The organism is Aureibacter tunicatorum (genome assembly GCF_036492635.1).
Lineage (GTDB): Bacteria > Bacteroidota > Bacteroidia > Cytophagales > Cyclobacteriaceae > Aureibacter > Aureibacter tunicatorum.
Window position 1 is genome coordinate 2,325,436 of sequence record NZ_AP025305.1, and the last position, 20,173, is coordinate 2,345,608.

A 20,173-nucleotide genomic window follows, 5' to 3' on the forward strand; every position below is an offset into this window, starting at 1 on the left:
AGGCGAAACATCATGTTTCGCCTCTCTTTTTTAGTTAAGTATGAATATCAAGGAAGATACTGAGATGAAGATCCAAAGCAATACGGCTTTGAGCAGTACTTTTCCACCAACGTTTTTCAAAGATCTGATGGATAAATTGGCGCCAATGAAAAACAAAGCCAAGGTTAGCATGGATTTGGAGATTGCGGTAACGCCATAAGTCAATGCGCTAGGCAATTCTATAAACGAATTGAGTAGTATGGCGGCTATAAATCCGAATATAAAATAAGGAATGCTTATTTTGGATTTTCCGTCAGAGAACAAAAACGCGCTCATCAAGCTGATTGGTATGATCCAAAGAGCTCTTGTAAGCTTGACCGTTGTTGCGATTTGCAATGCTTTTTCACCAAATGTAGCGGATGCGCCCACAACAGAGCTGGTGTCGTGAATGGCTATAGCCGACCAAAGACCGAATGTTTCCTGGCTCATGTCCAAGAATCTTCCAAGCACAGGGAAGATAAGCAGGGCCAGAGCGTTAAGTAGAAAAACGACGGCCAAAGCCATGGAAGTTTGGTCTTCTTTTGCTTTGATAACAGGCGATATCGCTGCTATCGCGCTTCCTCCGCATATCGCTGTTCCGCAAGCCACCAAGTATGCGGTTGCTTTTTCAAGCTTGAAAATTTTAGAAAGAATAAAACCAATCAATAAGGTGCTGAAAATTGATAAAACCGTTAATACGATGCCTGATTTCCCAATTTCTATAGCGTCGTAAAGATTGATGCCAAAGCCCAATCCTATGATTGAAATTTTCAAGAGTTTTTGACTGTATTGCTTGGTGAATCCTTGGTATGGATTTCCTAAAAATGCGGTAAAAGCAAATCCTGCTAATAAAGCTATGGGCGAAGAAACAAGCCCTGTTAATGTTAAAATACAAATAGCGGTGAATAATGCTGTATGTATATTCTTGTCGATTTTGAACATTATCTTATCCGTTTGGTATAGCGCAAATGTAGGATATTGCTCATAACCAATCAAATATCAAAAAATTAAGAATCATAACTTTTAGTTATGAGTTGGTGTTGAATTGCTTTAGGAATTTGATGAATTTCAATCCAAGTCCGGTCGGAGGCAAGCCTTTGAAGTAAATGAGGTTAAAATCTCGTTCGATATTGAGCTTTTTAATGGAAATAGGCTTTAGGCTTTGGCTTCCACCAAATGATAATTGGGAGAGAAAACCGAGGCTGTCGGAATTGCGAAGGAATGATTTGATGGCTTCAGTGCTTCCTAGAGTTGTATTGTTGTTGATGTCATTTGTATTGGCTCCGATGCTTAGAAGCGAGTTAAGAACAACTTCGCGCGTACCAGAGCCTTCTTCTCTAAGCACGATATCTTGCTTGATGACGTCTTTGAATGAGATGTTGTTTTGCTCGGCGAAGAAGAGCGGAGAATGCATGGACACTACAGGGACGATTTTGTCTGTATAGATGTATTCGTAGGCATATGAAGTTTTTCTTTGAGCTCCTTCGACAAGAGCGAAGTCGATCTCATAGGCGTCGAGCATTTGTTCGATTTCGTTTGTGTTTCCACTGCGTAGAGAGATTTGAATCGATTCATGTTCCCGCTTGAACGCTGCTAGTATTTTAGGCAAGAAATACTGGCTGATGGTAGAGCTGGCTCCGAGTTTGATCTGGCCTTTCGTTTGGTTTTGATTTTGTGAAATGTCAAATTCCAAAGCTTGTTGCTCTTTTTCCATTTTAAGGGCATGCTGAAATAGAATTTGCCCTGTGTCTGTCAGATGAATGCTTTGGCCTTTGCGAAGTATTAAGTGCGTATTGTAGTGCTTTTCGAGTTCTTTGACATGCTTTGAAACAGCAGGCTGAGAGATGCAAAGCTCTTGAGCGGCTTTGGTGAAGCTGTTGTTTTTGATTATGGTAAGAAATACGAAAAGCCTGAAGTCCATATTTGTTATTGAATGTTTGGCAAGTAAAAGTCGAATTTTTGGTCATTCATGCATTTGAAGTGTCCTTTGGGACATTTGTCAAAGCCAATTTTTGAGCAAGGCCTGCATTTTAGGTTTTTCACTTCAAAAATTGTGAATTTAGTGCGATAAGGGTACATTCCCAGCTCAGGCGTCGTATTGCCCCAAATTGTGAAGCACTCTTTTTTAAAGGCTGCGGCTATGTGCATGAAGCCTGTGTCATGGCTGAAAACGAATTTTGCTTGCTTGACAAGCGCTGCGGATTGGTGAAGGTTGAACTTTCCGACAGCGTTGAAAATGATAGATCTTTTGCCCAATTCAAATAATCTGTTTTCTGTATTTACAGGACTGGAGTCATTGTCAAAAAACGATTCGATTTTATCCGCTTCTTCTTTGTCCGATGGTCCGCCTATTAAAACGATCGGAGCGCTGATTTGATCGCAAAGTTGGATGATTTTGTCAGTAGGAAGGCGTTTGGTGGCGTAAGACGCTCCTATGACTACCGCGACAAATCCTCTTTGGAAATTTTCCGGTAGCCAGTCGGCGTTGTAAGCATATTGCTCAGGGATGAAATAGTCGAGGCCAAGTGCGTCCATTTTCAATCCAAGAGGTTTTAATGTGTCAACATATCTGTCTACGATGTGCTTATTGGGCATGACGTCTAATTTGAAATTAACGTAGAGCCATTTTTTCAAATTTAATTTGTCGAAAGTATAAGCTTTTTTGCCAAGTTTGAGCTTAATGATTCTTGTTCTAAGGTTGCTGTGCAAGTCAATGATATAATCGAAGTTTTCCTTTTTTAGTGAGGAAATCAGATCGTCGAGTTTGTCGCCTAATACATGCACTTTGTCAACGTAGGGATTGTCGTCAAATAATGAAGCGAATTGTTTTTTGGTGCAAAAGTGAACTTGCGCGTCATCAAGTTGAGTTTTAAGTATTCTTACGACTGGTGTCGTAAGCACTATGTCTCCTATGGATGAGAATCTTATTACCAGAACTTTTTTCATTGTATAATAATGTTTATCACGATTAGTTTTTTATGATTTTCTTACTCATCCTCCTTTGTATTCCCTCCAGAGGGAAATAAAATGGTATAAAAAATCAATCGCGATAGTGTCTAAATCTTAGCGGCCTTATCTTTATCAATTATGAGTTGAAAGCATAAGAAGCAATAGTTTGGTGAGTAATGGATCAACAAAATTATTGCTCTTTACAATCAACATGTTTACTACCTTGTAGAGTTTTATTTTTTTCTGGATTGGAAGTAAATTTCCATTTCTTTTTTGCTCATGGCATTGAATGTCATGTCTTTGGTTAGTCCGCCTTTGCGTCCAATAAGTGTACCGTATTTGATATCCCAAAGTCCTTTGATTTCATGCGCGTCAGGATTGATGCTTAGCATAACATCTTTTTCTAAAGCTTTGTGAACCCATCTCCAATCGATATCCAGTCTGTAAGGGCTTGCGTTGATTTCGATAATCACTCCATTAGCAGCGCATGCGTCGATGACTTTTTGATGATCAACTGGATAGCCTTCTCTGCGAAGCAGGATTCTGCCGGTCATATGTCCCAGTATCGTTGTATATGGATTTTCAATAGCTTTGATGAGTCTCGCCGTTGCTTTTTTCTCATCCATGCCAAGATTGGAATGAATGGAAGCGACAATATAGTCGAATGACGATAATACTTCATCCGGATAATCAAGAGCTCCATCATTGAGAATGTCCGATTCTATGCCTTTGAAAATTTTAAATGAATCGCCATATTCCGCATTCAACTGATCGATTTCTTTATGTTGTTTGAAGACATCTTCTTCTTTAAGTCCGTTGGCGTAAAATGCAGTCTGGCTGTGATCGGAAATTCCAAAGTATTCAAAGCCATTATCCCTACAAGCATCAGCCATCTCTTTCAAGGTATTAGCTCCATCTGAATATGTGCTGTGGTTATGCAGAATACCTTTCAAGTCTTGGACTTCAAGCAGATCAGGCATGGACTCTTTTTTTGCAAGGTCGAATTCTATTATTCCTTCTCTAAGCTCGGGCTCTATATATGGAAGGTTGGCTTTATGATACAGTTCTTCTTCCGTTTCAATATCTTTGTTGTTTCTAACAATTTGATGCAAATTGGCATGCTCATCATTAATAGAATGAAGCAGATGGTTTTGACTGCCTGTTGTGCCGAATAGCGTATTCAAGTATTCGACATGCGTTTCAGAAAAGTGGATCTTGAAAGGTAGCTCATGGTCTTCATTATGAAATGATCCGCATAGATAGAATGGTGAAGATTCTTTTGGGTTCACGGTCAAGTTTTCAATCTTTCCGATTTCCTCGAAGAGAGTTGTTCTATTTTGGTCAATGAGTAAAGCGACTTCTATCAAGTCGATGATTTCCAATCTTCTTCTCAAAGACCCGGTTGGGTTTATTTCAAGGATTCCATTGATTTGATCCAATTTTTGTGCTAGTTGCGAAAAAAGATTTTCAGCATGCGCATAGAATATTTTTCCCGAATTTGATTTCATGTATTGAAGCGACTCAAGAATGGTAGCTTCGGTTTTTTTGCCAAATCCTTTCATCTCAGATACTCGGTTCGCTTGGCAAGCTTCCATCAAACCGTCTATGGTGTCTATATTCATATCTTGCCAGATTGCGCGAACTTTTTTAGGCCCGATTCCGCTTATGTTCAGCATTTTCAAGACATCTTCGGGGGTTTGAGAAAGCAATGCTTCCAGGTTTTCATGCGTGCCGTTCTCAACGATTTCAAGCAACATTGCAGCCATTTTCTTTGAAAACCCGATGTCAACCAACTGTTCTTCAGAGCAAACGGAAACTTGAACGCTCATGCCTTCAAGTCTTTGAAGAGCTCCTGAATATCCCCTTATTTTGAAAGGATTTTCGCCATGGAGTTCCAAAAGATTGACGAGAAGTTTAATTTTTTTGGTAATTTCTTTATTTGTTAGTGACATCTTTATATCTTTTGATACTTTATTAAACAAACAATATACTATGAGGTCATTTTTATTAATCGTGGCTTTTTCGTTTTCAGCCATCATTGAAAATGTTGCTCAAGTCATTGATTTCAAGGGCTTGCCTCTTGAGACTGTCAAGACTGCAAATATTACAATACACCCAAGCGAGGATGAATTTTTGTTGTTTCCTGTAGCCGGCAAGCAAGTGTTTTTTGCCCATCAAACTTTAGAAGGTTACAACAATGCCCAAAATGTATGGGAAGTTATAATGTTTGATTCATTACTGCAAATACAAGCAAAAACAAAATTGGATTTTGATAGAAATATGAAAGTTGTGGGTTATGACTTTCATAAAGGTCATTTCTTGTGTTTGAGTCAAAAATCAGAAAGAAAGAATATCGCACAGATAATTTCATGGGATTCTGGGAGCAATGAACAAGTGATGAAAAACTTGATATTGCCTGTTGAGATAAGTTTGAGGTATTTTGAATGCGTGGGGAGCAAGTTGATTTTATCAGGGATGTTTGAGGATTCGTATTTAGTGTTATTGTTTGATCCGAAATCCAATAAATACATCACGTTGAAAGGCTTTTTTAATAACAATGAAAAGATATTGGCTATTGAAGTCGATGATGAAAATGAATATTTTGATGTGATTTCCACAAAAACAGATGCTGAAGAAGACAATTCGCTTCATGTCTCAACATTTGATTCTCAAGGAAAATTGTTGGAAAATTATGCTCCGATAATGCCTGAAGGAGTATTTTTGGGAAATATTCAAAAGACCAAGTCCGGCTTTCATCTGGGAGAATTTAATTCCAATGAATCCATCAGTGACTCGGAAGGCTTGTATTTTATGAATTCCGCAGGAGAAAGAGCCGTTCAAGCTTATTATAGATTTATTGATTTTGACTCATTCTTTGATTATTTGCCTGCCAAGAGGAGGGAGAAAGCAACCGCTAAAATTGAGAAAATCAAAGAGGCAGGTAAAAAGAATAGTTTTAGTTTCCCTTATCGAATTGCGAAGCTTTGGGAGGATGACGAAGGGTTGAATGTATTGGGAGAAAAATACAAAGTGCATGTTGTGAATAGGTATGATCATCGGCGAATGACAATTTTTGGTTCAATTGGCATGCAGTCAAACTTCTCTTCTCCCCAATACAATTATCATTTGGAAAGGCAATATGAATACCATAGCTTGTTTTATGTGAAATTCGACGCGCAGGGCAAATCGATTAGAGAATGTTCGATGCCGTTGGAGAGTTTTAAAAGCCATGTTAAGGGAAAGTTTTCAGCCAAGGCAGGTGACTATGTGTTTTTTGCAGGAGAAGATTTAATAGTCAAGAATATCAATGAGCGGTTTAGAGATCCTGAAAAGCTTAATATGTCTTCGGAGGGAGCTAGTTCCAAGTTTGAAAGAATTGAAAATTGGGATGAAAATACAGTGTTGCTTTATGGAGTTGTGGAGGGAGAAGGGAAAAAGTTGATGAATAATAGAGACAAATTTTTTATTCAATTGATAAAAAACAATAATTATTGATTCTATTTGCTATGATATTCTAGTAAAAACGTGCCTCTTTAGTATATTTGCATGATTGTAATTTTTACGATCATCTGGTCTAAACATTGCTTCATACACGTTTTTATGCAAGAGAGATTAATACTTGAAGGCGAACTTTTCGAAGTGCTCATACGACGCCTCGCTCAGCAACTAATAGAAAATCATTATCCTTTTGACCAGACAGTGCTCATCGGGCTTCAGCCGAGGGGGATTGATCTGGCGCGCCGTCTCAAAAGCGTATTGGAGTCCGAGCTTGATAGGGAGATTCCTATGGGGCAGTTGGATGTTACATTTTACAGGGATGATTTCAGAAGGAGAGATTCTCCGATTCAGGCAAACAAAACTGACATACCGTTCATTATCGAAGACAAAAAAGTCGTGCTTATCGATGATGTATTGTACACAGGACGTACAGTTAGAGCAGCATTGGATGCTATGTTGGCATTTGGAAGACCTTTGAAAGTTGAGCTTCTTACATTGGTGGATCGCAAGTACGTGCGCGATTTGCCGGTCATGGCTAATTATGTGGGAAGAGAAGTGAATACGCTCAAATCGCAACATGTCGAAGTGGAGTGGAAAGAGAATGGATTTGAATTGGATAGAATTTGGCTTAAAAATATTAATTAATTTATGGCTCAATTAAGCACTAAACACTTATTGGGTATCAAGGACTTGACTCCGGAAGATATCGAATTGATCATGGAAACTGCCCATAATTTCAAGGAAGTGATCAATAGGCCGATCAAAAAAGTTCCTTCATTGAGGGACATTACGATCGCCAACATATTTTTCGAAAATTCGACCAGAACGAGATTGTCCTTCGAATTGGCAGAGAAAAGGCTTTCCGCGGATGTTATCAATTTCGCGGCGTCAAATAGTTCTGTGAAGAAGGGAGAGACTTTGTTGGATACGGTTAATAATATTCTTTCGATGAAAGTGGATATGGTAGTGATGAGGCATAGCAGCCCCGGAGCTCCTCATTTTCTATCAAAGCATATCGATGCCAACATTGTCAACGCGGGAGATGGAACTCATGAACACCCGACACAGGCTCTTTTGGATTCATTTTCCATCCGAGAAAAATTGGGAACTGTCGCAGGCAAAAAGGTTGTAATCGTAGGAGATATTCTTCACTCGAGAGTTGCCTTGTCAAATATTTTCGCGCTTAAAAAACAAGGCGCTGAGGTGATGGTCTGCGGGCCAAATACTTTATTGCCAAAGTATATTGAGAGCTTGGGTGTGAAAGTGGAGTTGGATATCAGAAAAGCACTGCAATGGTGCGATGTAGCCAATGTGTTGCGCATCCAACTGGAAAGACAACAAATCAAATACTTTCCATCATTGAGAGAATATTCAACTTATTTTGGTGTGAATAAGCAGTTGCTTGAAGAATTGGACAAAGAAATTGTAATCATGCACCCTGGACCAATCAATAGAGGGGTGGAATTGACTTCTGATGTCGCCGATGCCGAGAATGCGATTATTCTGGATCAGGTTGAAAATGGGGTTGCGGTAAGAATGGCTGTGCTTTATTTATTAGCAGGAGGAAATAACAATTAGTTTTATAAATTAGAATTTACTTTGCTGAGCCTTCTCTTTTGAACAGGAGAGGGCTTTTTTCTTTTCGATTTTTGATGGAATTTTCTGTAAGCTACTTCATATGCGCCCGCCAAAGTCAGTAAGATGAAAGCCATGGCGGTAAGAGGTATGAACAGAATTGTCCATTTTCCTAGCAATGGCGTGAACAGACGGCCATTATGGAGCTCGAACATATAGTTCCAAAGAGGCATGTTTGCATTTTCCACTATTTCATCCGGCATTTTGAATCGATAATTGTTTTCAGGTTTGGTAAGTGGCAGAAGCCCTTGGCCAAAAGAGCAAATGTATTCATCGCCATTTGGCGTAGAGAAATAGCTTGTTGTCATGAATCTGCCGGGGCGTTGAACTCCATTGAATTTTGGCGCAGGTTTACCGGTAATTTTGTCAATGGAAATATTTTTATTTTCATCGAATTCATATAAACCATAAAATGAACCGATGTTGAATTTGCCATTTCCTATAGGCTCGAAAACTGTGGCTCCCATGACAAATATGTTGGTGTTCCAATCTATAGGCTTGAATTCTTGAGTCATGTCTGAAGGCCCTGCAAATAAGCCTTCTGTCGTATCCAATATTATTCTATCAGTTTCTTGATCGTACAAAGCATTTCTGATCGTATGATACCAAGGGTTGTAAGTCATCGTTTTGGGTAAATACTTTACTGGAACCTTTCCATCCGCCAAAGCGACAAGGAGTGGAGGTCTCATGAAGAGGCCTGTTCCTCCAATGATAAGTAAAAAAGCAAATAGCCATAAACCCCATTTGGCATGTTTTTGAAACATGAACTTTCTTGTTTTCTTAGTCAAAGCAGTTGCCTTTTTAGGCTTTTTTTTATTATTAATAATAAAAATGTAAATACCACTTATTGAAAAGAAAATGATGAATAATGAAATGATATCGTAGGCAATTCTGCCGCCATAACCCCAAAGCCATCCACTATGCAGTGCGAAAGTAAATGAAATCAAATCCATTGCGGACCGCTGTTTCTTCGGGGTGACTTTTTCAATGTGATTTAGGTTTGTGATATCGATTTTATAAAAGTCATTTTTTGAAATAGCGATAATGTTGTTTTCTATTCTTATGCATTTTATAAAATGCGTTTTTCCGATAAGTTTATCAGATATATTCGACCATATATTTTGCTTCAAATCATAATGCCAAAGACCTCCATAAGTGGATGCTAAAATCGCATCATTTTCAGGTATGTAATGCAAGTCATTGGTTTTGCCAAAGTAGGGGGAACTAGTAAATCCTTCTTGCGTAGCGGGGGAAAAGGTTTCGCCGCCATTATAACTTTTCCAAATGCCTTGTTTGCCGGCAAAGAAAATATTGTTATCAGAAATGAATAGCGCATCGTTTATCGTGCTTCGATTCCAGTTTTGAGGAATGTACTCTTCGGGGAAAAATGACTTGCCGATTGATGCTTTATGAATTGCTTCAGGGTGATTTAGCAAAATGCCTGAAACACTCATCCAAATTAGAAGTACACATAAGGCCAACCCCAACACTTTGTGGATTTTTTTTGAAGCGTTGTATAATTTCTTTCCGATCGATTGTTCTCTCATGGCCATGCATTTTTAACGAAAGTAACTTTTCGATCATATACTTCTTATGCTTTGAGTCATATGGAATTTAGCTGGTTGTTTGAAAAATCCTTAGGTGCTAAAAGTAAAAAAGGTCTGCATAACGCAGACCTTTTTTGTATATTATATCAAAGTGTTCTTATCTTTTGCTTAAGCTTTTCACTCTTTGCTCCGCAAGTTTGCAAGCTTCGTAAAGGTTAACGATTCCGCCTGTTTGCGACAACTCAGCGAAGTCAACAGTTTTTTTGTCTTTTCTGTCAGGATTTGGCTTTCTGACCATTTTGCCTTTGTGGGTAGTTACAGATTTTTTAAGAATATCGACAACATCTGCACCTGATAATTCAGGATAATATGAAAGCAAAACTGCAGCAGCTCCAGCAGCAACAGGAGTTGCCATGCTTGTCCCGCTCATATATCTGTATTTGTTGTCCGGCAAGGTAGAATAAATATCTACGCCCGGAGAGAAGAAGTCAACTTTGTTTTGAGCATAATTTGAGAAAATAGCCGGCAATTCACGGTCAAAATTAATAGAAGAAGCTCCTACGTAAAGCACGTTACTAGGTCTTGTTCCATCCATATAGATCGTTTTAGGATAAGAGTCTTTTTTCTCCAAATCCCTAGAGTCATTTCCTGCTGCGATCATAAGAATAATGCCTTTGTCTTCAGCGTACTTGATCGCTTCTTCCACAGCTTTTTGGTCAGAGGCGAAATCTTTTCCAAAACTCATATTCATAACCTGAGCGCCATTGTCAACGGCATATCTGATTGCTCTAGCTACGTCTTTGTCTCTTTCGTCACCGTCAGGAACACATCTAAGAACCATGAATTCAACATTGTCGGCAATTCCTTTCATGCCTAAGTCATTGCTTCTGTTCGCGCCTATGATTCCCGCAACGTGAGTTCCGTGTTCAGCGCCAGTTGCGATAACATCAGAGTTTCCGTAAACAGTGTCTTTCAGGTCTTCTGGGTTGTCGCCTACAACATCTCTTGCGTTTAGGTCAACGTTCAGGTATCCTGCGTAAAGTGTTTTGATCCAATTCACTTTCCACTCATAATAGCTTAGAGCTCTATTGTTCAAAAAGAATTTAGCCGCTTTTTTATATCTTCCTTCAGCGGATGAAGTCGAAAGCTCTTCTAATTCTTCTTTAGAATAATCGCTTTTTTTGAAGTACTCATTCAAGGCTGCGTCATGCTCAAGGGCTTTAGCATAGGTTTTTCTAGTACTTTCCCCGATTTTGCCAGTTTCTTTGTATCTGTCAAAGTAAGCTTTTTCGTACTCTTTGAATTTTTTATACTCTTCTTTCTCTTCAGCAGTTGAAGGTTTTTTACCTTCAAAGTCTGTTTTATATCTTTTGTAAAGTCTTGTTATTTCAAAATTCTCAAGCTCTATATTGTCTCCATTAGGGTGACCCAAATAGTTCCAACCATGCACATCATCTACATAGCCATTGCCGTCATCGTCTTTCCCATTGTCAGGAATTTCATTCTTGTTTGTCCAAATCAGGCCTTTCAAATCCTCATGCTCGATATCTACGCCACTGTCAATGATCGCAACAGTAACCTTTTTGGAAGTTTTTCCTTTTAGAATGGTTTCGTAAGCTTTATTTGCACTTATGCCAGGGATGCCATCTTCTTCCAAGTCCAAGTGTTGCCAATTTTGCTTGGTTTCTTTACTAACTTTGTCCTTGTCTCCCTCTCCTGAATTGAATCCACCTGCGAAGGCAACGCTTGCAGACAGCAAAAGAGGCAATATTAAGTATCTCTTGCGCATTGTGATATATTTTTAGTTTCTATTTTAGCTCCAATATTAGTTAAAATGTCTTAATATGACAATTAAAATCTTTTGAGTGGTTGTCAAAGGTGATAAATGATTAATTGCTCCAATTCAGTAGGACTAAGACATTGATTTCATTTCGAATTTGGAGGGCGGGGCCTTCAGTGCCGTCGTCCCGGACGATATTCACATCATCATCGTAAACGAACCGAGTGTTATATGAAAAAGCGATATTATTTGTCAAATTATACTGAAGAATAGCGTTAAAGTCTATGTCAACACTTGTGACTTTTTGATAAGCGGCAAAAAGGTTTACCCTGCCTTCCAATGTCAGATTTTTGGCAGGCTGCAGTTTTATTAATTGCACTAACAAACCTAATCCAATTTCTGTAAGAACCTTGTCACCTGGTTTGACACCGTAGACCCCCTGATTTGAAAGGCTATCATCCAATACGAAAGTGATTTTTCCTTTGATAGGAGAGAATACAACATTTAATGTGTCTTTTTTCAAATAACTCATACCGAGACCTAATTCGAGATAACCAGGAGCCATGAAGTCGGACTTGAAAACCCTAGTCCCGTCATCATTATAATCATAGCCACGTGTGAATTGCGTTTTAAAATCCACTGATGATGAAAAAAGCAGTTTTTCCGTGAATTGCCTACTTTGAATTGATGTTATTCTTAATAAATCTGAGTTTTTACGTATGCCTAACTCTCCGTCTCTCATGATGCCATAGAAGAACTCACCTCTGTTGTCAACACTTATATTTCCAAATTTCCTTGAAGCGTTAGGCCTGAATTCCATGCCTAAAGTTATAGTATTGTTGCCTCCAGGGGCCCAGTTTGACAGTTCAATCCAATTAAAATTTAATCGAGTATTGGAGCTTAAAGTCCAAATTTTAGGTTTTGACTCAGGATATACAGTGATAGTGGAGTCTACCAACAGAAACTTGGGATTCATGTAAAAGTAGATTGTGTCAAAATCAGGTTGGAAAAATGCTATCGAATCATAAGCAGCATTTTTTTCAACTTTTACTACATTCGGAGGTTCGAAAAAGAATACAGTATCCAACAAAGAAGGTTTCAATGAATCCAAATACGCTAGCTTGGATATGACCAAGTAATCTGGCTTATACAGCAGAGTGATGCTATCATTGCCATGAACTTTTCGGTTGATTTCATTGAAAATAGAATCTTTCTTTTGACGCTTCTTAGATACCTTTTCACTGAATTCAATATAGTCAGAATCTTTTTCTGCTTGACCGTAAACGATTATGGAGCTGATTAACAAGTAAATGAAAAATACAATTCGCTTCATGAAATATTAGTAGTTCTTATCTTATTGCCAATCAATTTATCATATCTTAACAAATATTAACATATTGCCAATTATAATTTTTTCATTTACTTGGATCAGTCAAAAAAATAAAAAGTTATATCCAGTAATTTACTAATGTGTAATGTTGAAACACCTTCTATTTATATTTTAACACTTCACCAATACTCAAGTTATAATCACTTTTATTATTCCATTTCATAATTTGTTCCACAGTTGCATTTAATTTTTTAGAAATACTGTACATTGTGTCTTTTGGCTTAACTTCATAAGTCTTGAATTCATCAATTTTTTCTTCTATAGCCTTAGGTTGTGTTGTCGGTTTTGGCTCCATTTTAACAGCTTCGGAAATAGGTGTTTCTTCGATAACTTTTGGAGCTTCTTTTAAATCAGGCATAATAGCAAGGACCTGGCCAATGCTTAAAGGAATTCTAAGACTTAAGCCATTACGAGCCAATAAATCCTCAACAGTGGAATTATACTTTCGAGCGATGCCATAAAAAGTCTCGCCTTTTGCAACTTGGTGCCTGATGATATTCATCTCACCAGTACTTTCATTAATAGTTGGAGAGCCTATAGTTGGTTGGGGTTTTGCTTCTGTGAGAATGTCTTCATCCTCTATGTCTGCGTCATTAAGCTCTTCTATTTCGCTGATGTCATGTTTTTCTGAAGAACTTGCGGATGAGCTATCATAAGTATTATCTTCTATTTTGATAGGTTTCTCTTCGGGCTCGTTTTCTGCAATTGGTTCGATATCATCAGTCGTTAATGGCTTTTCATAAGTGTCGACTTCTTCGGTAACTAATTCTTCTTGTTCTATTGGTTTGACGGTCTCTTTGTACTCGATAGGAGTGTTTTTTGGTCTTTTTTTCTTCAGCCATAATACCATGCCAGGCTTGAGTTCATCATAAGGGTTGATTCTATTCTTCTTGGCAAGTTGCTTTTGTTTTATGCCGTATTTTTGAGCGACTTCCCAGAGTGTTTCATCGTATTGCAAAGTGTGGTATTCAGCTTTTTTTGATTTGTTTTTCTTCTTTTTTAGATAAAAAAGCTCGCCTTCTTTGACAATTATATGCGCTGGAATATCATTGTAGCTGATAAATTTCAACTCAGGAATGTTGCCTTTTTGCGCAAGTGACTTTATGTCATCGTTCTCTTTGGCTATGATGCCGGGAATGCCATTCACAGTTACTAGCTGTGAGTTGTTCTTTGCATTGGAAACGATTGGGTATTGGCCGACATTGTTGTTTAGCGTTTCGTTCTTCTTATTGTCAGCTAGAAGTTTAACATTTCGATTGGAATTCTTATAAGGGATAAGCACTGGAGTTTCGTTTTCTCTAGGGATTTTTCCTTTTTTGATCCAAGGATTGTAATGCTTTAGTTCATCGTAGTCTACAGACAGTTCTTGAGAAATGGATTTTAAAGTTTTCCCGCTGCCTTGTCTATATTCTTCTAAAATGATGTTAGGGCCTTCGCTGGTTTCAAGCAATTTTTCAAATGCGATTTTATGAGCAAGTGTTTTTTTGATGTACCAATTTGTTTTTCCATCGATAACCATGCTGGAAACTCCGCGCTCTCTAGTGTTAATGCTTCTTTTGACTCCACCAAGTCCAAGGTAGTAGGATAGGAGTGTGTGCACCCAGTTGTCTAAGTATAGGTTGTTTTTTTTCAAGTAATTAGCGGCGCCTCTTGTCGAAGTGACGATGTTTTGGCGTTCGTCAACCCAATAATCTACATCCATTCCGTTTTCCAGTGCGGTCGGTTTTTTGAATTGCCAATAGCCAACGGCATTGGAAGAGGATACAGCGGTTCCGATAAGGTCACTTTCTTGAATAGGGAGGTACTTGAAGTCTTCCGGAAGGTTTTTATCCTTCAGATGTTTCTCTATTATAGGCATGAATGTTTTGATTCTATCGAATTTGGCATGGAAGTATTGACCGCCTTGTAATAGACTATTGACATTTTCTTGAATTTCAAATCTGGCTTTGCTGTTGAGTTTCAGTTTCATTCCAGCGAACGTCATTTGCTCGGGGACTTTAGGAATATCTTGAGCGAATGCAAAAACGTTCGAAAAAAGAATTATTAGTAAAAAAAGATGCTTTTTAGCCATGAATGTATGCAATGAATGGTTTTTAAGAATTTTCACTTAATATATATTATGCAGATAATATCTAGAAAAAAAGATGCAAAAAAAATATTCGGAATGTATTTTTTAATGCACTGAACAAAGAAATCCCGCATGGCATAAGATTTTTAAATTGCAATGCGGGATTAGTGCTATTTCGGGATTGTATTAATGTATTATTTGATTTTTTCAGCGATCATCAATCCGTCTCTTACAGGCAACAAAACATTTTCAAGTCTCGGATTTTCTTGCACGATTCGGTTATAATCAAGAATAGCTTGAGTGTCTTTGTCAAGTTTCTTGCGATTTTTTTCAAGCACTTTTCCGCTCCATAGAATGTTGTCGGCGATGATATACCCTCCTACATCGACTTTCTCAATGATCAAGTCCAAATAGTTGGGGTAATTAATCTTATCAGCGTCAATAAAGACCAAGTCGAATTGCTCTTCAAGATTGGGAATGATCTCCATAGCGTTGCCTATGATACATTCTACTTGATGGTTAAGGCCTGATTTCTCCAAATGCGTTTGCACAAAATCTTCCAGTTCTTCATTTATGTCAATCGTCACAATTTTCGCGTCAGAACTAGGAAGCCCTTCGGCCATGCAAATCGCTGAATATCCAGTATAAGTTCCAATTTCCAACACTCTTTGCGGTTTTATCATCCGAACGAGCATTTTAAGTAGTCTTCCTTGAAAATGTCCGGAAAGCATGCGAGGCATCATCACATTGATATGAGTATCCCTGTCAAGTTGTTTTAATGCTTCCGGTTCGTCGCTAGTATGATTGTCGCAATAAGCTTGCAAGTCTGGATCTATAAATTCCATAGTAATTATTGTTCGGTATTGTATATTAGGTAGCTAAAATGATCTTCTTGGAAATAAATATTAGCCATTTCAAAAAGATCCTCTGAAGATATTTGATTGATTTGCCCTACGACATTTTCGAAACTGTCGATTTTATTGAGATCGAGCAAACTCTTGGCCAGCATGATCATCATACTCAAGTTGTTTTCCTCAGACATTGCCATTTGACCGATGATTTGGTTTTTAAGCCTTTGAAGCTGAAGTCCCGACAGTTTTTCTTTTTTTAGTCTGTTAAGCTCTTTTTTAACCAAAGACAAGCTTTTCTTTTTGAGATTAGGTTCTACAGCGAAGAAAATGGCGAATATCCCAGTGTCGATAAATGGCGTGAAGCTGGATTCTATATTGTATACATAGCCGTACTTTTCTCGCAGGCTCATGTTCAGTCTGCTGTTAAGATTAGGGCCGCCAAGCAAATTGTTCAATAAGAACAATTTCATCCTGTCAGGATGGCCTATTCCGATTGCAGGAACTCCCATAGCGCAATGCACTTGCGATATGTCTTTGGTTTTTTCTATGAGCAAAGGCTTGTATTGATTGTTGTATAGCCTTTTGCGAGTAGACCTTTTAGAAGGAATATTCTCTAGATGCTTTCTTAGCAATTTGAAAACTTTCTCGCTTGGCAAGTTGCTTACCGATGAGAATACCACTTCGTCAGTGTCGAGGTTTTCATCTATGAAGTTGAAAAAATCATCCTGAGTGAATCCTTTTACGCTGGCAGTATTGCCAAGTATGTTTTTGCCCAGCTGATCTTCCGGAAATAGAAGTTCGTCAAATTCATCTTGTATGGCATCTTCAGGCACATCATTGTACATGGCCATTTCTTCAAGAATGACATTTTTCTCTTTTTGTATTTCTTTTTCTGGAAATGTGCTTCTAAAAGTAATATCGGTGAGCAGATCAACCGCTTTGTCAAAGTGCGCGTCAAGCACGGAGGCGTGAAAGCATATTTTCTCTTTAGTCGTGTATGCGTTAAGGTCTCCGCCGACAGCATCAAGTCTATTAAGAATATGGAATGCTTTACGGTTTTGAGTACCCTTAAAGGCCATATGTTCCCAAAAGTGCGCTATGCCTTGTTGGTGGGGTTTTTCATCCCTGCTGCCAATGTTCAAGACGAAGCCGCAATGGGCGATTTTGGTATGAGGCACCTGCTTGTGCACGATGCGTATCCCATTATTGAGTTCTATTAAATCAAAGTCTTTCATATGAGGTCTGCAAATTTGCGAAAAAAACCTTTTAGCGTCTAATTTTTTAAGGCATCTTTTTTTGGTTAAGAGAATATCTTGTTTACCTTTGCGATCCACTTGCGGGAATTGCACATGTGGTGGAATTGGTAGACACGCCATCTTGAGGGGGTGGTGCTCTTACGAGCGTGGAAGTTCGAATCTTCTCATGTGCACTTTAACTAAAAATGATTGGATGTTTTTGATTTTGTATGCGAACAAAAAATAAATTTTGCGCAGACATAAAAATTAGAAAGCCATACCGCAAGTAATCACGTAAAGCGTACGTGGTGGAATTGGTAGACACGCCATCTTGAGGGGGTGGTGCTCTTACGAGCGTGGAAGTTCGAATCTTCTCGTACGCACTTTCTGATCAAATTTTATGTAAGCGTCATCAGCGGATGGACGCTTTTTTTATGCTTAATTGGAAATAGTTTATATTGAAAATACAAAGAACCTGATTTTTGAATTTTTTGTAGTTTAAGAAAAACTCTTCAATTCTAACTGCTTGGAGTTTCGGCACATTAAGCATCTTGACTTTGCTTAAAAAATCATGATAAGGTATAAGGAGTTGTAGTTTAATTGATGGATTCTTTTCAATCCAAATCAATCACACAAAAGGAGTGAAAGTACCTAAAGTAACTCTAAGGTAAATTAGATAAAATTGAGTTAGTAAAAACTTGAATTAAGACGATTACTTCCTCTATCGAGAATTTCGATAAGCTTAAGATTGGCCAGACTCGCATTCGAAGGAGAAGCAGAAAGTATTTTTCATGCAAGCTCAATTACATTAGTTTTAAAGAGAGTTTTGTAAAGACTCAAAATTAAATAATTAGTTTTGAATATATTATGAAATAATGTTAAAAAACTAATATTAAATGATTTTGATATTCTTTGCGATAACACTTTCTATGAACTGTTATATGCTGTAATATTTATAATAGGCTTCCTTTCTTAATTTCAGGGTTCAAATTTTTCAATCTATTATTTTTTTTAATGAATCAATCTCAACAAGAGTATTCTCACAACAATGGTGCTCAGCGTCATGCTGATCAGAAAATGAAAGCCAATTGGAAAGCGGCCCAATTGCGAAAAAAAGACAAGTCAGATTCCAGTTTCGAAAGTTCAAACAGTGACATGGGTATCACTCAGCTTCATGAGGATATAGAAGCGATGAAGTCCAGCCGGCGATTTCAAATGTGGAACACTCCTCCGGATCAAATGCCTGTGCAAAAGAAAGACGATATCGGAGGCACTGGCAATCATGGAGGATCTTCAAAGCCTAATAATACAGGCTTGCCGGATAAGCTTAAGACAGGAGTGGAAAATCTTTCGGGCTATTCAATGGACGATGTAAAAGTGCATTATAATTCGGACAAGCCTGCACAGCTTCAAGCTCATGCTTATGCGCAAGGTACGGATATACATGTAGCTTCCGGACAAGAAAAGCATTTGCCTCATGAAGCTTGGCACGTCGTTCAGCAAAAGCAAGGAAGAGTGAAGCCAACAAAACAGATGAAAGGCAAGGTGAATGTTAATGATGATCCCGCGCTGGAACGGCAAGCTGATATTATGGGGCAAAGAGCCAATGAATTTACTTCCTCACCTACCAATTCAGAATTGCAACAACGATCGACTTGGGCTCCGGTGTCCCAGTTGGTGGGTTTGGAGAAATTGTCAGAACCAAAAGTGCATCAGCTTCCTCAAGAACAGTTCGATCTTCAAAATAGACTCATGAACTATCTGAGCGACAAAATAGAAAACACTAAAAATGACGTAAAAGACACGCCATTTAGAATAGGAAGTGTAGAATTATCATGGCCAGAACTAAAGCCTACCTTCGGAAAACCCTTAGATGATATCCCCGCTGGCTTACAAGACGGTTACGACTTGGTAAAGGACGATAATGATCTTAAGGGTGCCATTATCAGTACTTTAATAAAAACCTTAGAGCAAGCAGGTCAAATCGAATACTTTACGAAAAACCCATCCATTGGTAAAGACAACCGGATTTTGGTCGAGATAGACTTCTATTATGAACGCCCAAAAAACGCAGTTGGATTCCACAAAGACTCTATTGGAAAGTCACTCTTCGTAAATTTAAATTTTAACAATAAGGAAGAAATTCCAGGACCCGAATTTGTACTCAATCCACCTGTTGTTGATGAGCATGACGAGCATACAGCAGCCAAACTTCCTGACGTCTTCAAGGCCGATTTAGCATCAGAAAGGGACCGCCTTCCTCTGGCAGACGAAATTAAAGCTACAAAAGTACCTCCTGGGGGTGTTGTTAGCTTCGTAGACGAGATGATTCATCATACCACGCCGTATCTTCAGCATAGAGCTTATGGCGCTAACATTTCTTCGGATGATCTCAAACAACAAATGCTAGATGAAAAGATTATTGATGTAGATTATATAGTCGCTTATCGACTTACCAATTTGTTGAAGGAAGAAGGCACAAAGGAAGTCACGAAACAACAAATAATAGACATGGGTTTTGTTGAAGATTCAGCCAAATTTATAACTCAGACTAAAGATAAGACAACTGTAAACGAAATGAATGCCTACCTTACTAGTAATTCTATCTATCAAGGCATGCAAGAAAAAATGGGCGAATATGGCGAAGGTAAGAAAGCCTATCAGTTTATCGACAAATTGAAGTCGTCTGCACCCGATGCCCCTCATGATAAAGCAGCATTACTAGCAACGGGTTTATCTGAAAAAGAAGCAAACTTTATTCTGCAAGGAGCTGAATCCAAAACTACCGCAGAAATAGAAAAAAAGCTTGGTGGTGAAGCTTTATATCAAGAGATGCAAAATAAACATGCGCTTATTGTTGGACAGAAGCAAGTAATGGACTTGATCGAATCGGGTCGATTAGACATTAAAAGAGACGAACTAGCAGCAACAGGATTACCTCGACCTAAAGTAGAAGAGGTTTTCGCTAATGCGGGAAGACATCAATTGGATACCGTAGCTTTGGCCCATTGCGAAGACACATGCAAAAAAGATACTGAGACAAAACGCTATCCACTTTCTGCTCACCCCCTCAAGCGACAAATGAGTGGGCTTCTAGATGAAGGTAAGGTGCCTCAGCCACAAGATGCGACCTACAAACGACAGTTTTTCCGAACCTGGGTACAAACCATTCCAAAATAGGCAGAATAAAGAAACCGTAAAT

At 38.4% G+C, this 20,173-nt stretch carries 14 protein-coding genes and 2 tRNA genes; 6 read left to right on the plus strand and 10 right to left on the minus strand.

Annotated features, from left to right (window positions below; all coding sequences use genetic code 11):
• Positions 1-30 precede the first annotated feature (30 nt).
• The 4 genes from AABK36_RS10020 to AABK36_RS10035 form a co-directional block, all read right to left on the minus strand.
• On the minus strand, positions 31-960 hold the full coding sequence (locus AABK36_RS10020) for a YeiH family protein (RefSeq protein WP_309939841.1): 930 nt from the start codon (positions 958-960) through the stop codon (positions 31-33).
• Positions 961-1,045: 85 nt separating this feature from the next.
• Positions 1,046-1,939: a LysR substrate-binding domain-containing protein gene (locus AABK36_RS10025; RefSeq protein ID WP_309939842.1), complete on the minus strand. Its 894-nt coding sequence runs from the start codon at positions 1,937-1,939 to the stop codon at positions 1,046-1,048.
• 5 nt (positions 1,940-1,944) lie between these two features.
• The gene (locus AABK36_RS10030; RefSeq protein ID WP_309939843.1) at positions 1,945-2,964 is read right to left on the minus strand and encodes a glycosyltransferase family 9 protein; all 1,020 of its coding nucleotides are present in this window, start codon (positions 2,962-2,964) and stop codon (positions 1,945-1,947) included.
• Between the two features lie 236 nt (positions 2,965-3,200).
• Complete coding sequence (locus tag AABK36_RS10035; RefSeq protein ID WP_309939844.1) at positions 3,201-4,919, minus strand: DNA polymerase/3'-5' exonuclease PolX; 1,719 nt, start codon at positions 4,917-4,919, stop codon at positions 3,201-3,203.
• Between the two features lie 40 nt (positions 4,920-4,959).
• Between AABK36_RS10035 and AABK36_RS10040 the strand changes: the two genes are divergently transcribed.
• The 3 genes from AABK36_RS10040 to AABK36_RS10050 all read left to right on the plus strand — a co-directional run bounded on the left by AABK36_RS10040 (position 4,960) and on the right by AABK36_RS10050 (position 8,043).
• Complete coding sequence (locus AABK36_RS10040; RefSeq protein WP_309939847.1) at positions 4,960-6,462, plus strand: hypothetical protein; 1,503 nt, start codon at positions 4,960-4,962, stop codon at positions 6,460-6,462.
• Between the two features lie 105 nt (positions 6,463-6,567).
• Positions 6,568-7,110, plus strand: coding sequence for a bifunctional pyr operon transcriptional regulator/uracil phosphoribosyltransferase PyrR (gene pyrR, locus AABK36_RS10045; RefSeq protein ID WP_309939848.1), 543 nt, complete (start codon positions 6,568-6,570; stop codon positions 7,108-7,110).
• Between the two features lie 3 nt (positions 7,111-7,113).
• Positions 7,114-8,043 carry an aspartate carbamoyltransferase catalytic subunit gene (locus AABK36_RS10050; RefSeq protein ID WP_309939849.1) on the plus strand — a complete coding sequence of 310 codons (930 nt, stop codon included), beginning with the start codon at positions 7,114-7,116 and terminating at the stop codon, positions 8,041-8,043.
• A gap of 2 nt (positions 8,044-8,045) precedes the next feature.
• Here the strand turns inward: AABK36_RS10050 and AABK36_RS10055 are convergent, their stop codons facing one another.
• The 6 genes from AABK36_RS10055 to AABK36_RS10080 form a co-directional block, all read right to left on the minus strand.
• Positions 8,046-9,647, minus strand: a complete 1,602-nt coding sequence (locus AABK36_RS10055; protein WP_309939850.1) for a PepSY domain-containing protein — start codon at positions 9,645-9,647, stop codon at positions 8,046-8,048.
• Between the two features lie 157 nt (positions 9,648-9,804).
• Positions 9,805-11,436 carry a S8 family serine peptidase gene (locus tag AABK36_RS10060; protein WP_309939851.1) on the minus strand — a complete coding sequence of 544 codons (1,632 nt, stop codon included), beginning with the start codon at positions 11,434-11,436 and terminating at the stop codon, positions 9,805-9,807.
• 100 nt (positions 11,437-11,536) lie between these two features.
• Positions 11,537-12,760 carry a DUF3078 domain-containing protein gene (locus AABK36_RS10065; protein WP_309939852.1) on the minus strand — a complete coding sequence of 408 codons (1,224 nt, stop codon included), beginning with the start codon at positions 12,758-12,760 and terminating at the stop codon, positions 11,537-11,539.
• A gap of 157 nt (positions 12,761-12,917) precedes the next feature.
• Positions 12,918-14,924: a LysM peptidoglycan-binding domain-containing protein gene (locus tag AABK36_RS10070; protein ID WP_338390323.1), complete on the minus strand. Its 2,007-nt coding sequence runs from the start codon at positions 14,922-14,924 to the stop codon at positions 12,918-12,920.
• A gap of 155 nt (positions 14,925-15,079) precedes the next feature.
• On the minus strand, positions 15,080-15,730 hold the full coding sequence (locus AABK36_RS10075) for an O-methyltransferase (RefSeq protein ID WP_309939854.1): 651 nt from the start codon (positions 15,728-15,730) through the stop codon (positions 15,080-15,082).
• 5 nt (positions 15,731-15,735) lie between these two features.
• Entirely contained in the window at positions 15,736-16,971 is a 1,236-nt protein-coding gene (locus AABK36_RS10080) for a M16 family metallopeptidase (protein ID WP_309939855.1), read from the minus strand.
• Between the two features lie 110 nt (positions 16,972-17,081).
• Here AABK36_RS10080 and AABK36_RS10085 point away from each other — a divergent pair.
• The 3 genes from AABK36_RS10085 to AABK36_RS10095 all read left to right on the plus strand — a co-directional run bounded on the left by AABK36_RS10085 (position 17,082) and on the right by AABK36_RS10095 (position 20,151).
• Positions 17,082-17,165, plus strand: a tRNA-Leu gene (locus tag AABK36_RS10085).
• Between the two features lie 105 nt (positions 17,166-17,270).
• A tRNA-Leu gene (locus AABK36_RS10090) sits at positions 17,271-17,354 on the plus strand.
• A gap of 631 nt (positions 17,355-17,985) precedes the next feature.
• Positions 17,986-20,151 carry an eCIS core domain-containing protein gene (locus AABK36_RS10095; protein WP_309939856.1) on the plus strand — a complete coding sequence of 722 codons (2,166 nt, stop codon included), beginning with the start codon at positions 17,986-17,988 and terminating at the stop codon, positions 20,149-20,151.
• Positions 20,152-20,173: the final 22 nt, after the last annotated feature.

Coding starts and splice junctions, on each gene's coding strand:
- AABK36_RS10020 (WP_309939841.1), bottom strand. CDS start 960: ATGTTCAAAATCGACAAGAATATACATACAGCATTATTCACCGCTATT.
- AABK36_RS10040 (WP_309939847.1), top strand. CDS start 4,960: ATGAGGTCATTTTTATTAATCGTGGCTTTTTCGTTTTCAGCCATCATT.
- AABK36_RS10050 (WP_309939849.1), top strand. CDS start 7,114: ATGGCTCAATTAAGCACTAAACACTTATTGGGTATCAAGGACTTGACT.
- pyrR (WP_309939848.1), top strand. CDS start 6,568: ATGCAAGAGAGATTAATACTTGAAGGCGAACTTTTCGAAGTGCTCATA.
- AABK36_RS10025 (WP_309939842.1), bottom strand. CDS start 1,939: ATGGACTTCAGGCTTTTCGTATTTCTTACCATAATCAAAAACAACAGC.
- AABK36_RS10060 (WP_309939851.1), bottom strand. CDS start 11,436: ATGCGCAAGAGATACTTAATATTGCCTCTTTTGCTGTCTGCAAGCGTT.
- AABK36_RS10075 (WP_309939854.1), bottom strand. CDS start 15,730: ATGGAATTTATAGATCCAGACTTGCAAGCTTATTGCGACAATCATACT.
- AABK36_RS10035 (WP_309939844.1), bottom strand. CDS start 4,919: ATGTCACTAACAAATAAAGAAATTACCAAAAAAATTAAACTTCTCGTC.
- AABK36_RS10080 (WP_309939855.1), bottom strand. CDS start 16,971: ATGAAAGACTTTGATTTAATAGAACTCAATAATGGGATACGCATCGTG.
- AABK36_RS10030 (WP_309939843.1), bottom strand. CDS start 2,964: ATGAAAAAAGTTCTGGTAATAAGATTCTCATCCATAGGAGACATAGTG.
- AABK36_RS10065 (WP_309939852.1), bottom strand. CDS start 12,760: ATGAAGCGAATTGTATTTTTCATTTACTTGTTAATCAGCTCCATAATC.
- AABK36_RS10095 (WP_309939856.1), top strand. CDS start 17,986: ATGAATCAATCTCAACAAGAGTATTCTCACAACAATGGTGCTCAGCGT.
- AABK36_RS10055 (WP_309939850.1), bottom strand. CDS start 9,647: ATGAGAGAACAATCGATCGGAAAGAAATTATACAACGCTTCAAAAAAA.